The sequence below is a fragment of the Mycolicibacterium brisbanense genome, from assembly GCF_001570425.1.
Lineage (GTDB): Bacteria > Actinomycetota > Actinomycetes > Mycobacteriales > Mycobacteriaceae > Mycobacterium > Mycobacterium brisbanense.
Map to the genome: position 1 here is coordinate 1 of NZ_BCSX01000031.1, position 13,121 is coordinate 13,121.

Annotated in this window: 13 protein-coding genes; 10 read left to right on the forward strand and 3 right to left on the reverse strand. The window is 66.4% G+C overall.

Annotation, left to right across the window (positions count from 1 at the left end; genetic code table 11):
* Positions 1–121: 121 nt before the first annotated feature.
* From RMCB_RS17910 to RMCB_RS17920, 3 genes are all read right to left on the reverse strand, one after another.
* Complete coding sequence (locus tag RMCB_RS17910; RefSeq protein ID WP_062829893.1) at positions 122–892, reverse strand: IclR family transcriptional regulator; 771 nt, start codon at positions 890–892, stop codon at positions 122–124.
* A 113-nt stretch (positions 893–1,005) separates the two neighbouring features.
* Positions 1,006–1,725: an aspartate/glutamate racemase family protein gene (locus RMCB_RS17915; protein ID WP_062829870.1), complete on the reverse strand. Its 720-nt coding sequence runs from the start codon at positions 1,723–1,725 to the stop codon at positions 1,006–1,008.
* A 40-nt stretch (positions 1,726–1,765) separates the two neighbouring features.
* Positions 1,766–3,316 carry an NCS1 family nucleobase:cation symporter-1 gene (locus tag RMCB_RS17920; protein WP_407662130.1) on the reverse strand — a complete coding sequence of 517 codons (1,551 nt, stop codon included), beginning with the start codon at positions 3,314–3,316 and terminating at the stop codon, positions 1,766–1,768.
* A gap of 435 nt (positions 3,317–3,751) precedes the next feature.
* Between RMCB_RS17920 and RMCB_RS17925 the strand changes: the two genes are divergently transcribed.
* From RMCB_RS17925 to pucL, 10 genes are read left to right on the forward strand one after another with little or no spacing between them, the layout of a single operon-like run.
* The gene (locus tag RMCB_RS17925; protein ID WP_062829871.1) at positions 3,752–4,159 is read left to right on the forward strand and encodes an allophanate hydrolase-related protein; all 408 of its coding nucleotides are present in this window, start codon (positions 3,752–3,754) and stop codon (positions 4,157–4,159) included.
* A 33-nt stretch (positions 4,160–4,192) separates the two neighbouring features.
* Positions 4,193–5,014 (forward strand): hydroxypyruvate isomerase family protein, encoded by an 822-nt coding sequence (locus RMCB_RS17930; RefSeq protein ID WP_062829872.1) that lies wholly within the window; start codon positions 4,193–4,195, stop codon positions 5,012–5,014.
* 32 nt (positions 5,015–5,046) lie between these two features.
* Positions 5,047–5,931: a 2-hydroxy-3-oxopropionate reductase gene (locus tag RMCB_RS17935; RefSeq protein ID WP_029369936.1), complete on the forward strand. Its 885-nt coding sequence runs from the start codon at positions 5,047–5,049 to the stop codon at positions 5,929–5,931.
* 35 nt (positions 5,932–5,966) lie between these two features.
* Positions 5,967–7,772, forward strand: coding sequence for a glyoxylate carboligase (gcl, locus tag RMCB_RS17940; protein WP_062829873.1), 1,806 nt, complete (start codon positions 5,967–5,969; stop codon positions 7,770–7,772).
* 6 nt (positions 7,773–7,778) lie between these two features.
* On the forward strand, positions 7,779–8,915 hold the full coding sequence (locus RMCB_RS17945) for a glycerate kinase (RefSeq protein WP_062829874.1): 1,137 nt from the start codon (positions 7,779–7,781) through the stop codon (positions 8,913–8,915).
* A gap of 8 nt (positions 8,916–8,923) precedes the next feature.
* Positions 8,924–9,991 carry an allantoicase gene (alc, locus tag RMCB_RS17950; RefSeq protein ID WP_062829875.1) on the forward strand — a complete coding sequence of 356 codons (1,068 nt, stop codon included), beginning with the start codon at positions 8,924–8,926 and terminating at the stop codon, positions 9,989–9,991.
* A 5-nt stretch (positions 9,992–9,996) separates the two neighbouring features.
* The gene (gene allB, locus RMCB_RS17955) at positions 9,997–11,340 is read left to right on the forward strand and encodes an allantoinase AllB (protein WP_084388539.1); all 1,344 of its coding nucleotides are present in this window, start codon (positions 9,997–9,999) and stop codon (positions 11,338–11,340) included.
* 6 nt (positions 11,341–11,346) lie between these two features.
* Entirely contained in the window at positions 11,347–11,844 is a 498-nt protein-coding gene (uraD, locus tag RMCB_RS17960; RefSeq protein ID WP_201028312.1) for a 2-oxo-4-hydroxy-4-carboxy-5-ureidoimidazoline decarboxylase, read from the forward strand.
* The gene (gene uraH, locus RMCB_RS17965) at positions 11,841–12,170 is read left to right on the forward strand and encodes a hydroxyisourate hydrolase (protein WP_029369941.1); all 330 of its coding nucleotides are present in this window, start codon (positions 11,841–11,843) and stop codon (positions 12,168–12,170) included. The genes uraD and uraH overlap by 4 nt, the downstream gene beginning before the upstream one ends.
* A gap of 59 nt (positions 12,171–12,229) precedes the next feature.
* Positions 12,230–13,111 (forward strand): factor-independent urate hydroxylase, encoded by an 882-nt coding sequence (gene pucL, locus RMCB_RS17970; protein ID WP_036424109.1) that lies wholly within the window; start codon positions 12,230–12,232, stop codon positions 13,109–13,111.
* The last annotated feature ends 10 nt before the right edge of the window (positions 13,112–13,121 follow it).

Consider the following 13,121-nt stretch of genomic DNA (forward strand, 5'->3'; position numbering starts at 1 on the left):
CCAGCCAATACCGTCGGCATCAACCTACCCAAACCCGAAAACCGACTCCAAGCAGCTTGACAACGGCCGGTTCAGGAGGCTCGAGCAACGTTTTCGTCGAACTCGGAGAGCGCGGCTGAGCTCAGACTGAGGCGTGGTCACTGAACTGCGCGCTGAGCTCCTTGGCGACTCGAACGAGAAGCGGGACAATGTGATCCGCGGAGTCGATGGTGACGCGGGCGGCGGGCCCCGACACCGAGATCGCCGTCGGTATCGGCGCATCCGGGACCGGAACGGCGAAGCAGCGCACGCCGATCTCCTGTTCACCCTCGTCGAGCGCGTAGCCACGATGGCGGCTGAGTTCGAGATCGGCGATGAGGGCGTCGGGATCGGTCAGGGTGAACGCCGTCTGAGCGGTCATCCCGGCGCGGGCGACGATCTGTCGGACGGCCTCGTCGGGCAACTGCATCAGGAGCGCCTTGCCGACGCCGGTGCAGTGGGTGTAGACGCGTCGACCCACCTCGGTGAACATTCGCATGGAGTGCTCGGAGGGCACCTGGTAGACGTACACCGCCATGGTGTCATCGAGCAGCGCCATGTTGGCCGTCTCCCCGGTGGTCTTGACGACCTCTGCCAGAAGTGGCCGAGACCACGCCCCGAGCATCCGGGTGGCGCTCTCGCCCAGCCGAATCATCCTGGGCCCCAACGAGTATTGCCGCGACGGAAGTTGACGCACGTATCCGCGGTTGACGAGCGTACGCACCAGGCGGTGAATGGTCGGCACCGGTAGGCCGGAGGCTTCCGAGAGCTGGCTGAGTCCGATGGGCCCGCCGGCGGCGGCCATGACCTCCAGCAGATCGAACGCGCGCTCGACCGACTGCACGCCGCCGGATGTCGCCTCTGTGCGTGCCATGGATGCCAACCCCTTCGATTCGGTCTCGCCCGATGCCGTCATAGTAATCCACAAAGCGGAATCAACTATTCGTATACCGAAGTACGTCTGACGGTCGAACGACGTCGAACGGCTCAGCGCGGAGGCCAGTTCTTGAACGACTTCGGTCGTGGCGGCGCGTAGGTACGCACCTTGGAGGTGCTCAGACCCAGCCGAACCAGCGACTCCGCGATGGTGACCGCAGCCGCGACACCGTCGACCACAGGGACGCCCGTCCGCTTGCGGATATCGGCGTCGAGGCCGGCCATGCCGCCGCAACCGAGCACGATGACCTCAGCCCGGTCCCCGGTGACAGCGCAGTGCGCCTGTTCGACGATGGCTGCCACGGCGCGGTCCGGGTCCTCCTCAAGTTCCAGGACCCCCAGCCCGCTGGCGCGCACCGATGCACACCGGGCGTCGAGTCCGGCCAGCTTGAGCCGGTCTTCGATCATCGGCACCGCGCGGTCCAAGGTGGTGACCACGGAGTACTTGTGGCCGAGGAACATCGCGGTGCTGGCGCCGGCCTCGGTGATGTCGACCACCGGCACGTCCAGCAGTTCTTGCAGCCCTTCGCGACCGTGCTCGCCGTAGCCTGCCTGGATGACTGCGTCGAACGGCTCGGTGTATGCCCGCACGGTTTCCATGACGGCGATCGCGGCGAGATAGCTCTCGTAATTGCCCTCCACCGAGTCGGCGCCGAAAAGCGGTGTCAACGCGACGATCTCGGTACCGGGGGAGGCCGCGGCGGCGGCCTGGCGCCCGATGGAGTCCGTCATCGACTCGGTGGTGTTGACGTTCACGACAAGGATGCGCATGTGCTGGGCCCTTCGGAAGTGAGGTGTCGGCCGGATGTGTTCAGTGCACGCTGGGGACGGCGATCGGCTCGCCGGAGACATCCTCGAACGTTTGGCTACGGTCGGCGATCACGAGGTAGATGATCGCACCGAGGCCGGCACCGAAGAACCATGAGAACGGCGCGACCGCATGCAACGCGGGAATGAACGCGATCAGCAGGGAGAGCACCGCGGCGGGGATGAACCCGGCGATGGCCCGCGGGTTGAATCCGTTGCGGTAGAAGTAAACTCCATCAGGATCCTCGGTGTAGAGGGCCGGAACGTTGATCTTGGTGCGGCGCAACAGCCAGTAGTCGGAGATGATGACGCCGAACAGCGGTCCGAGTAGCGCACCGAGGCCACCGAGGAAGTACACGATCACCGCCGGGCTGTTGTAGAGGTTCCACGGCAGGATGACCAGACCGATGACGGCGCTGACCACACCGGCGCGGGCGAAGTTGAGCTTGCGCGGGAACAGGTTGGTCAGCGCGTAGATCGGCGCGACGAAGTTGGCCATCAGGTTGACCGCGATGGTGAGCACCAGCAGAGCCAGGGATGCCGCCACCAACAGGAAGGTGTTGGGGATCGCATGCACGATGTCCGCGGGGCTCTCGATGACGACGCCATTGATTTTGAACTGGGCGCCGGCCATCACGATGACGATCACGCCGAAGAACAGCATGTTGATGGGAATGCCCCAGAAATTGCCCTTCACGATGGATCGCCGCGTCTTCGAGGCGCGGGTGAAGTCGCAGAAGTTCAGCACGAACGTGGCATAGATCGACACCCACAGGGCGCCACCGGCGAAGATCTCGCGCCACATCGCGCCACCGGTCAAGGGCTTGCCGTTCGACCAGGCGATTCCGCCGCCGGCCTTGACGAAGATCCATATCGCGAGCGCAGCCATGGTGGCCAGGATGATCGGGCCGGCGACAGCCTCGTACTTGCGGATCATGTCGAGACCGTGCTGGACGATGTAGGTCTGCACGAGCCACAGGACGCCGAAGGTCAACCAACCGAGTGTGGACAAACCCAGGATCGAATTGTGGTCCCAGCTCTGCAGCCCCGGGATCAGCGCGATCAGCAGCACGCGCAGGACCAATGAGGCCAGGTAGGTCTGGATGCCGAACCAGACGATGGCGACGCCGCCGCGGATTGCGCCGGGGATCTGGGCGCCGCGGACACCGAACGAGATGCGGCACATGACCGGGAAGGGAACGCCCGTCTTGTAGCCCATGAAACCGGAGAAGGTGAGCAACCCGAAGAGCAGGGCCGCGCCGATACCCAGCGCGAGCAGGATCTGCCAGCCGCCCAATCCGAGAGCGAACAAGCCCAGGGCAAACCCGTAGTTGCCCAGGCTGTGTACGTCGTTGGCCCACAGCGTGAAGATGTTGTAGCCGCTCCAACGCCGGCCGTCGGCCTTGGTTGGGGCGAGGTCCTGGTTGTACAGCCGTTCACTGACGTCGGGCAGACCGGGTGTATCGGTCGGCGGGTGATGCAGGATCGGGTCGTGGTGGCCGGAGGACTGCGGCCGCGCCGGCGTCGCCTCGCCGCGCCGCCACCGACTGCTCACGCTCGGTTGAGTGTGTGGCTGGTCTGATATCGCCATCAGGCGCTCCTCGTTGCAGGGGGATATCGGATCTGGCGTCAGCGGCGAGATGCCTCGCGCTGGCATCAAATTTCGTATTGTGAAATTTGCCTCTCGATATACGAAAGTCTGCCGTGTGGTGGGCATCACGTCAAGCCCTGCGCGGAATCAGCCACGCGGGACGGCCCGACATCCCGCTGCGAGGGATCCGGCATTGACATTTCCGACAGGGCTGTGACCAGCACTGATACCCGCGCATCCGCGCGGCAGGATTCACAACTGGCCCAATCCGACGGTGCACGGACCCTTGACAGCTGGCGCGTCAGCACGGTTCACTGTGTTCACAAAACGAAATTCATATTCCACAATACGAAAAACATGCGGACGTCACACTGCCGAATCGACAACAAGGAGCGACACATGGCCGAGCTGTTCTGCAACGGGGGAGCGATGCGAGGCGGCAACCTCCACCACAACGTGTCCGAGCACCGATTTCTGGGGGCCGTGCGCACCGCGCCGATCTACCGTTTCTTCTCGGTACGCGACGAGTTCCCGGCACTGCTGCTGACGGCAACCGGGGGCGCGTCGATCGAGGGTGAGCTCTACGACGTGCCGCTGGACAACATCCGCACCGACTTCCTGCCCGACGAGCCCGAGGAGCTGGAGCTCACCGTGATCCAACTCGACGACGGCCGTTCGGTTCTCGCGGTCGGCCTACGCCCGGGATTGGTCGACGCGAAGTCCGACGAACTCATCGAGATCACCGACCTCGGCGGATGGCGGCGCTACCGCGGACTCCCGGACCCCGACGCCGCCCCGGCCTCCTGACCTCATTCGAACCGAGACGCGAAAGAACAACCGATGACTACTCCTGCCTACACCGTCAACTGCTCGATCCTGCTGACCGATGTGCCACTGCTGCAGCGGCCGCAGGCGGCCCGCGACGCGGGGTTCGACGCCGTCGAATTCTGGTGGCCGTTCGAGACTTCCGCACCGCGCGACAGTGACGTCGACGCATTCGTCGCGGCGATCGAGAACGCCGGCGTACAGCTCACCGGCCTCAATTTCGCGGCGGGCGACATGCCCGCAGGCGATCGCGGACTGTTGTCCGACCCCACCCAGGTCGCCGCGTTCCGGGACAGCGTCGAGGTCGCGGTCAGCATCGCAGAACGACTGGGCACCAAGGCTTTCAATGCTCTGTACGGCAACCGTATCGACGGTGTCGACCCGAAACAGCAGGACGAGGTCGCCACAGAAAACCTCGCGCATGCGGCCAAGGCCGCCGACCAGATCGGCGCGGTGGTGCTCATCGAGCCGGTCAGCGGGGCGCCGTTGTATCCGTTGACGCGCGCGGCCGACGCGATCGCTGTAATCGACCGGGTCAAGGCCCAGCACGGCGTCGAATCCCTGCGTCTGCTGGCCGACCTGTATCACCTGGCGGTCAATGGTGACGACGTCGGTGCAGCCATCGACGCCTACGCACCTCGCATCGGACACGTGCAGATCGCGGATGCGCCCGGACGCGGCGAACCCGGAACGGGGAGCCTCGACATCGACGGATATCTGCGCCAACTCGCGGGACACGGCTACCGCGGCTATGTCGGGCTGGAGTACAAGTCCACCCGCCCGGACACCTTCGACTGGCTACCCCGCGAACAGCGCGCATCACGCGCCGCCAACTGACAACCATCCCTCTGACGGAATCGAGCACACTCGTGAGCACCATCGCATTCATCGGACTCGGAATCATGGGCAGCCCCATGGCTGTTCATCTCGCCAAGGCAGGCCACCAGGTCATCGGTTACAACCGTTCGCCGGAACGCACCGCGGCACTGGTCCAGGCCGGCGGAACCGCCGCGGAATCCATCGCCCAAGCTGTCGCGGATGCGGACGTCATCGCCGTGATGGTCCCCGATTCGCCCGATGTACAGGCCGTGCTCACCGGTGAGCACGGCGTGTTCGATCACGCCAAGCCCGGCGCTCTCATCATCGACTTCTCCAGCATCCGGCCCGACGTCACCACCGAACTCGCCGCGCAGGCCGCCGAGCGGGGATTCCGCCTGCTCGACGCGCCGGTCTCCGGTGGCGAGGCCGGCGCCATCAACGCCGCGCTGTCGATCATGGTCGGCGGGTCGGCCGAGGACTTCGCAGCGGCCAAACCGATCCTCGACGTCGTCGGTAAGACGATCGTGCATGTCGGCCCGAGCGGCTCAGGACAGACGGTCAAAGCCGCCAATCAGCTGATCGTCGCAGGCAATATCGAACTGTTGGCCGAGGCAATCGTCTTCCTCGAGGCCTACGGCGTCGACACCACCGCCGCGGTCGAGGTTCTCGGAGGCGGGCTGGCCGGGTCTGCCGTGCTCAACCAAAAGGCGCAGAAGATGCTGGACCGGTCCTTCGATCCCGGCTTCCGGATCGAACTGCACCACAAGGATCTCGGCATCGTGACCGCCGCGGCCCGGGAGGCCGGGGTGGTGACCCCGCTCGGCGCCGTCGTCGCTCAACTGATGGCCTCGGCGCGGGCGAACGGTGATGGCGGTCTTGATCATTCAGCCCTGTTCCGCGGAGTCGAGCGGCTGTCGGGCCGCAAGCCCGAGTGAGCTCATCCCAACTACCTTTTCGACGGAGAACCGATATGCCTCGTATGCGCGCCGTGGATGCGGCAGTCAAAATTCTGGAGCTCGAAGGTGCCACCCAGGCCTTCGGCCTCCCCGGAGCGGCGATCAACCCGTTCTATTCCGCGATGCGCGCCCACGGCGGCATCCGGCACGTCCTCGCCCGCCACGTCGAGGGCGCGTCCCACATGGCCGAGGGATACACCCGCGCCAAGGCCGGCAACATCGGCGTGTGCATCGGCACCTCGGGGCCTGCGGGCACCGACATGATCACCGGCCTGTATTCGGCCATGGCCGACTCGATTCCGATTCTGGCGATCACCGGCCAGGCGCCCGTCGCGCGCCTGCACAAGGAGGACTTTCAGGCCGTCGACATCGCGGCCATCGCCGGACCCGTGACCAAGATGGCGATGACGGTGCTCGAACCGGCCCAGGTGCCCGGTGCGTTCGCCAAGGCATTCCATCTCATGCGGTCGGGCCGTCCGGGTCCGGTGCTGCTGGACCTGCCCATCGACGTGCAGCTGGCGGAGATCGATTTCGATCCGGACACCTACGCACCGCTGCCCGTCCACAAACCGGCCGCGACGCGGGCGCAGGCCGAGAAGGCGCTGGACATGCTCGCCGCGGCAGAGCGGCCGTTGATCGTGGCCGGTGGCGGCATCATCAATGCCGACGCCGCGGATCTGCTCGTCGAGCTGGCCGAGTTGCTGAACGTGCCGGTGGTGCCGACCCTGATGGGCTGGGGCGTGATTCCCGACGATCACCCGCTCACCGCGGGCATGGTGGGGCTGCAGACCGCGCATCGCTACGGCAACGCGACGATGCTTGCCTCCGACTTCGTCCTCGGTATCGGAAACCGGTGGGCCAACCGGCACACCGGCGGGCTCGACACCTACCGCAAGGGCCGCAAATTCGTGCACGTCGACATCGAGCCGACTCAGATCGGCCGAGTCTTCGCCCCCGACTACGGCATCGTCTCGGATGCCAAGGCTGTCCTCGAGCAGTTCGTCGCCGTGGCGCGGGAGCGTAAGGACAACGGCACGGTGCCGGACCGGTCGGCATGGGTGGCGGACTGCCAGGACCGCAAGCGCACCATGCAACGCAAGACCCACTTCGACGAGATCCCGGTCAAGCCGCAGCGGGTGTACGAGGAGATGAACCGCGTCTTCGACCGGGATACCCGCTACGTCAGCACAATTGGGCTCTCACAGATCGCGGGCGGCCAGTTCCTGCACGTGTACAAACCACGCAACTGGATCAACTGCGGCCAGGCCGGGCCGTTGGGCTGGACCATCCCCGCCACGCTCGGGGTGGTCACCGCTGACCCGGATGCGACCGTGGTGGCGCTGTCTGGTGACTACGACTTCCAGTTCATGATCGAAGAACTCGCCGTCGGCGCCCAGTTCAACCTGCCCTACATCCACGTCGTGGTGAACAACTCGTACCTCGGCCTGATCCGCCAGGCGCAGCGGGCATTCGACATGGACTACTGCGTTCAGCTCGGTTTCGACAACATCAACTCCGAGGAGACCACCCAGCACGACACCCTGCCCGCCATGCCCAAGGGCTATGGCGTCGACCATGTCAAGGTCGCGGAAGGGCTGGGCTGCAAGGCAATCCGGGTGACCGACCCCGGCGAGATCGCCGGTGCGCTGCAGCGGGCCCAGGTCCTGGCCGGCGAACACAAGGTTCCTGTGGTCGTCGAGGTCTTCCTGGAACGCGTCACCAACATCGCGATGGGCACCGAGATCGACAACGTCGCCGAATTCGAGGAACTCGCCACGAGTCCCGAGCACGCCCCCACGGCCCTGCTGCTGCTGGATTAGGGCATCGTGACACGTGTACTCGTCGCGCCCGACAAGTTCAAGGGCTCACTGACCGCGGCGGAGGTGGCCGCCGCACTCGCCGACGGGATCACCGCGGGGGACCCGTCCTGGTCGGTCACCACGGCCCCGGTCGCCGACGGAGGCGACGGCACCGTCGCCGCCGCCGTCGCCGCCGGGTGGACGCCGGTCCCGGTGGCCACCACCGGGCCGACAGGTCGTCCGGTCACCGCTCTCTACGCTCGCCGCGGGCCTACCGCCGTGGTCGAACTGGCCTCGGCGGTGGGCCTTGTTTCCCTGGCCGCGGGTGAGTTGGACCCCTTGGGGGCCAGCACATTCGGACTAGGCACCGTGATCGGGCACGCACTCGACGAGGGTGCGCGCGAGATCATCGTCGGTGTCGGTGGCAGTGCGTCGACCGACGGGGGTGCCGGGATGCTGCAAGCCCTCGGGGTTCGGATCATCGACGCCGCGGGCAATGAGGTCGGCCTCGGCGGTGCGGCCCTGCGGCAGGCCGTGCGCATCGACCTCGGCGGCCTGCATCCAGCAGCCCGCACGGCGAGTTTCCAGCTCGCGTGCGATGTCGACAATCCGCTGCTCGGCCCGCGCGGCGCGACGGCGGTGTACGCACCGCAGAAGGGCGCGACAGCAGTGCATCTGGTGATCTTGGAAGAGGCGATGACCCGGTGGGCTCAGCTGCTGCACGTCGCGACCGGCCGGGACGACAGCCAGGTGCCCGGGGCAGGAGCAGCAGGTGGAACCGCATTCGCAGCGATGTCGGTCCTGGGCGCCACCACCCGGCCCGGAATCGAAACCGTGCTCAACCTCATCGACTTCCGGCGCAAGCTCGCCGAGACGGATATCGTCATCACGGGTGAGGGATCACTGGACGCACAGAGCCTGCACGGCAAGGCTCCTGTTGGAGTGGCCGCCGCGGCCCGCGAGGTCGGCGTGCCCGTCATCGCGGTCGCCGGGCGTAGCTCACTGCGCGATGTTCAGTTGCGCGACGCCGGAATTGTCCGGGCATACACGCTCGCCGAGCTCGAGCCCGACACCCAGACGTCCATGGTGAATGCGGCAGACCTGCTGCGCCGGATCGGGCGCACCATCGCGGAATCCGCCGACCTCGCCACCACCAGCCGATAAGGAGAATCATGAGCACCGATTTCACTGCGTTACCCGATCTTGCGTCGCGTGCCCTCGGGGGCAGCGTGTCAGCGGCCAACGATGAACTGTTCGCGCAGCGCGAGAATCTGATCAAGCCGGGCGCGCCGTTCTTCGACCCGCACGAGTTCGGGCACAAGGGCAAGGTCTATGACGGGTGGGAAACCCGGCGCCGCCGCGACGATGGTCACGACTACGCGATCGTTCGGCTCGGTGCCGCCGGCATCATCCACGGAATCATCGTCGACACAGCGTATTTCAAGGGCAACTATCCGCCGTTCATCTCGGTCGAAGCCGCCTCCATCGAGGGTTACCCCTCCATCGAGGAAGTCATGAAGGCGGACTGGCAGACGATTGTCGCGAAATCCCCGGCACAGGGCGATACGCCCAACGCCTACGAGGTGACCGACCGCCACCGCTGGACCCATGTACGGTTGTCGATCTATCCGGACGGTGGCGTGGCGCGGCTGCGCGTGCACGGCGAGGTGGTGCCGGATCCTCGTTTCCTCGGCGGGACCGTCGACCTGCTCGCCGCGGAAAACGGTGGGCGGCTGGTGGATTGCTCCGACGCGTTCTATGCCTCGCCGGCAAACATCATCCTGCCCGGCCGCGCCCGCAACATGGGCGAGGGCTGGGAGAACTCGCGCCGGCGTGGCGGTGGCAACGATTACGCGGTGTTCGTCCTGGCCGCGGCCGGACGGCCCCACCACGTCGAGATCGACACCAGCTACTACGTCGGCAACGCCCCCGGCTGGGTGCGGCTGAGCGGGATCGACGCCCGGTCGGCCGATATCGGTGCCGCCGACGCGTGGACCGAGCTGCTCGCGCGCACCGCCGTGCAACCGGACACGCGGCACCGTTTCCTGCTCGACGGCGCCGCCCCGGTGACCCATCTGCGTCTCGACGTCTACCCCGACGGTGGGCTGTCCCGGCTGCGGCTGTTCGGCGAACTCGACGAGCAGGCCAGCTCTGACGCTCGCCGCACATGGTGGGACGCCCTGCCGGCCAGCCACCAAGCTCTGATCGCCGATCAGGCTCCGACCGCTCAGGGAAGGTGAGTGCGATGTCCGACAATCTGGACCTGGTTTTCCGGGCGCCGCGCGTCATCACAGCCGCCGGCGAGGTGGCGCGGTGCGTCGGCGTGCGCGACGGTCGCATCGTCACCATCGAGCCCATCGATGCCGAATTGGACGCCGACCAAATCGTCGATCTCGGGCACGACGAGGTGCTCATCCCCGGTCTGGTCGACACGCACGTGCACGTCAACGAACCAGGGCGCACGGAGTGGGAGGGCTTCGCCAGCGCGACCCGCGCGGCCGCGGCGGGCGGCATCACCACGATCGTGGACATGCCGCTCAACAGCATCCCGCCGACGGTGAATGTCGAAGCGCTACAAGTGAAGCGACGCGTTGCCGCGGACCAGGCGTACGTCGACGTTGGGTTCTGGGGTGGGGCCGTCCCCGGCAACGTCCCGGACCTGCGGGCGCTACACGACGCGGGGGTGTTCGGCTTCAAGTGTTTTCTGCTGCACTCGGGGGTAGACGAGTTCCCGCCGTTGGACCCCGATGGACTTGAGTTGGCGCTCAAGGAAATCGCCTCGTTCGGAGCCTTGATGATCGTGCACGCCGAAGACGCGCACGCCATCGACCGCGCCGCCTCGCCCGGGGGCGACAACTACGCCGATTTCTTGTCGTCCCGACCGCGCGGTGCCGAGAACCTGGCGATCGCCGAGGTCATCGAGCTGTCGCGGTGGACCGGCTGTCGGGTCCACATCCTGCACCTGTCCAGTTCCGATGCGCTGCCGATGATCGCTTCGGCTCGCCGCGACGGCGTCAAGCTCACCGCGGAGACCTGCCCGCACTACCTGTCGTTCGTGTCCGAGGAGATTCCCGCGGGCGCAACGCAGTTCAAGTGCTGCCCACCGATTCGGGAGGCGGCTAACCGGGAACTGTTGTGGCAGGGGCTCGTCGACGGCGTCATCGATTGCATCGTGACCGATCATTCCCCGTGCACCGCGGATCTCAAGCGGTTCGACATCGGCGATTTCGGGGTCGCCTGGGGCGGTATCGCCTCGTTGCAGGTATCGCTGTCGGCGGTATGGTCGGAGGCCAAACGGCGCGGCTACAGCCTGAACGACGTGGTCCGGTGGATGGCCGAGAATCCCGCCCGGCAGGTCGGGCTGAACACCAAGGGGCACATCGCCCTTGGTTACGCCGCCGACTTCGCCGTCTTCGCGCCGGACGACGCCTTCGTCGTCGACGCGAAGACGCTCCAGCACAAGAACCCCGTCTCCGCCTACGATCAGCGAGCGCTCGCCGGCGTGGTGCGCAGCACCTGGCTGGCCGGAAAGCGGATCGACCTCGACGAGGAGCCGCGCGGCCGGCTGCTCAGCCGGGGGATGGCGTAGCCCACGATGACGATGTCACTGACCGATTTCAACGACGCGGGCCCAGCGGACGCCGCCGCTGCCGTGCGGCCCTGCCTTGACGTGGACCGCTGGGTGGACGCCATCGTCGACGGACGGCCGTACCCGGACGTCGATGCGGTGGTGGCCGTCGCCCGATCGGCCGCGGACCCGTTCACCGACGACGAGTTGACGACCGCGCTGAGCCATCATCCGCGGATCGGCGAGCGCGCATCAGGCGCCACGGCCGAGGCCGGGTTTTCGCGTGCCGAACAGTCCGGCGTCTCCTTGGACGCCGACATACAGCGCCGTCTGCTGGAGGGGAATCGCGCCTACGAGAAGCGGTTCGGCCACGTGTTCTTGATCCGCGCGGCCGGCCGCAGCACCGAGGAGATCCTCGCCGCGCTGGAAGAACGCCTCACCAACGACGCCGCCACGGAGAGGTCGATCATGGCCGATCAGCTGCGGCAGATCGCGGTCCTTCGCCTGCAAGGAGTGTTGGCATGAGCTACATCACCACCCACGTGCTCGACGCCACCGCGGGGCGCCCTGCCGCCGGCGTCGCCGTCACGCTGCGTGCGGTGTCGACCGACGAGCAGATCGCCTCCGGGGTGACCGATGCCGACGGCCGGATCGCCGACCTGGGGCCCGACCGCCTCGAGCCCGGCCCCTACCGGATCGACTTCGGCACCGGCGACTACTTTGCCGGCCGCGGCCAGGACACGTTCTATCCGCAGGTGTCGATCACGTTCAGCGTCAGCGCCGATCAGGCGCACTACCACGTGCCGCTGCTGCTCAGCCCCTTTGCGTACTCCACGTATCGAGGCAGCTGACCGACCCCCAAGCCGCTCACCACAACCCAAGCCACCCACAACCTTTAGGAGCGATCGACATGAGCGATGTTGTGCTCACCGCCAACCAGTACGGCAAAGCCGAGAACCGGGTCGTGCGCATCACGCGTGACACCACGCGGCACGAGATCGAGGACCTCAACGTGACTTCCCAGTTGCGTGGCGATTTCGAAGCGGCGCACACCGAGGGTGACAACTCCCACGTGGTGCCCACCGATACCCAGAAGAACACGATCTTCGCGTTCGCCAAGGACGGCATCGGTTCGCCCGAGGCCTTGCTGCTGCGGCTGGCGGATCATTTCACCGGCGAATTCGACTGGGTCACCGGCGGGCGCTGGGCGGCCGAACAGTACCGGTGGAGCCGGATCAACGACCACGACCACTCGTTCTACCGCAGTGGACCCGAGACCCGTACCGCGGTGCTGGTCCGCGACGGCGACTCCGACACCATGATCACCGGCTTCTACGGCCTGACGGTGCTGAAATCCACGGAATCCGGCTTCGTCGGATATCCCAAAGACAAGTACACGACGCTGGCCGAGACCACCGATCGCATCCTCGCCACCGACATCGCCACCCGCTGGCGCTACAACACCACCGCCATCGACTTCAACGCGGTCTACGAGGACGTCCGCTCGATCATGCTGGACACGTTCACGCAGGGCTACTCAAAAGCACTGCAGCACACGCTGTATCAGATGGGGGAGGCAGTGATCGGAGCGCATCCCGAGATCGACGAGATCAAGTTCTCGTGCCCCAATAAACACCACTTCGTCGTCGACCTGTCCTTCTGCGGTCTGGACAACCCGAACGAGGTGTTCTTCGCCGCTGACCGTCCCTACGGCCTCATCGAGGCCACCGTCGCCCGCGCCGGAGCTCCTTCCGCCGACGCCGCCTGGGTGGGGATCGCCGGGTTCTGCTGAGGAATACGAC

Excerpts from the sequence above, each read along its gene's own strand:
- uraD (WP_201028312.1), top strand. The coding sequence starts at position 11,347 with ATGACGATGTCACTGACCGATTTCAACGACGCGGGCCCAGCGGACGCC.
- gcl (WP_062829873.1), top strand. The coding sequence starts at position 5,967 with ATGCCTCGTATGCGCGCCGTGGATGCGGCAGTCAAAATTCTGGAGCTC.
- alc (WP_062829875.1), top strand. The coding sequence starts at position 8,924 with ATGAGCACCGATTTCACTGCGTTACCCGATCTTGCGTCGCGTGCCCTC.
- pucL (WP_036424109.1), top strand. The coding sequence starts at position 12,230 with ATGAGCGATGTTGTGCTCACCGCCAACCAGTACGGCAAAGCCGAGAAC.
- allB (WP_084388539.1), top strand. The coding sequence starts at position 9,997 with ATGTCCGACAATCTGGACCTGGTTTTCCGGGCGCCGCGCGTCATCACA.
- RMCB_RS17925 (WP_062829871.1), top strand. The coding sequence starts at position 3,752 with ATGGCCGAGCTGTTCTGCAACGGGGGAGCGATGCGAGGCGGCAACCTC.
- RMCB_RS17930 (WP_062829872.1), top strand. The coding sequence starts at position 4,193 with ATGACTACTCCTGCCTACACCGTCAACTGCTCGATCCTGCTGACCGAT.
- RMCB_RS17915 (WP_062829870.1), bottom strand. The coding sequence starts at position 1,725 with ATGCGCATCCTTGTCGTGAACGTCAACACCACCGAGTCGATGACGGAC.
- RMCB_RS17910 (WP_062829893.1), bottom strand. The coding sequence starts at position 892 with ATGGCACGCACAGAGGCGACATCCGGCGGCGTGCAGTCGGTCGAGCGC.
- uraH (WP_029369941.1), top strand. The coding sequence starts at position 11,841 with ATGAGCTACATCACCACCCACGTGCTCGACGCCACCGCGGGGCGCCCT.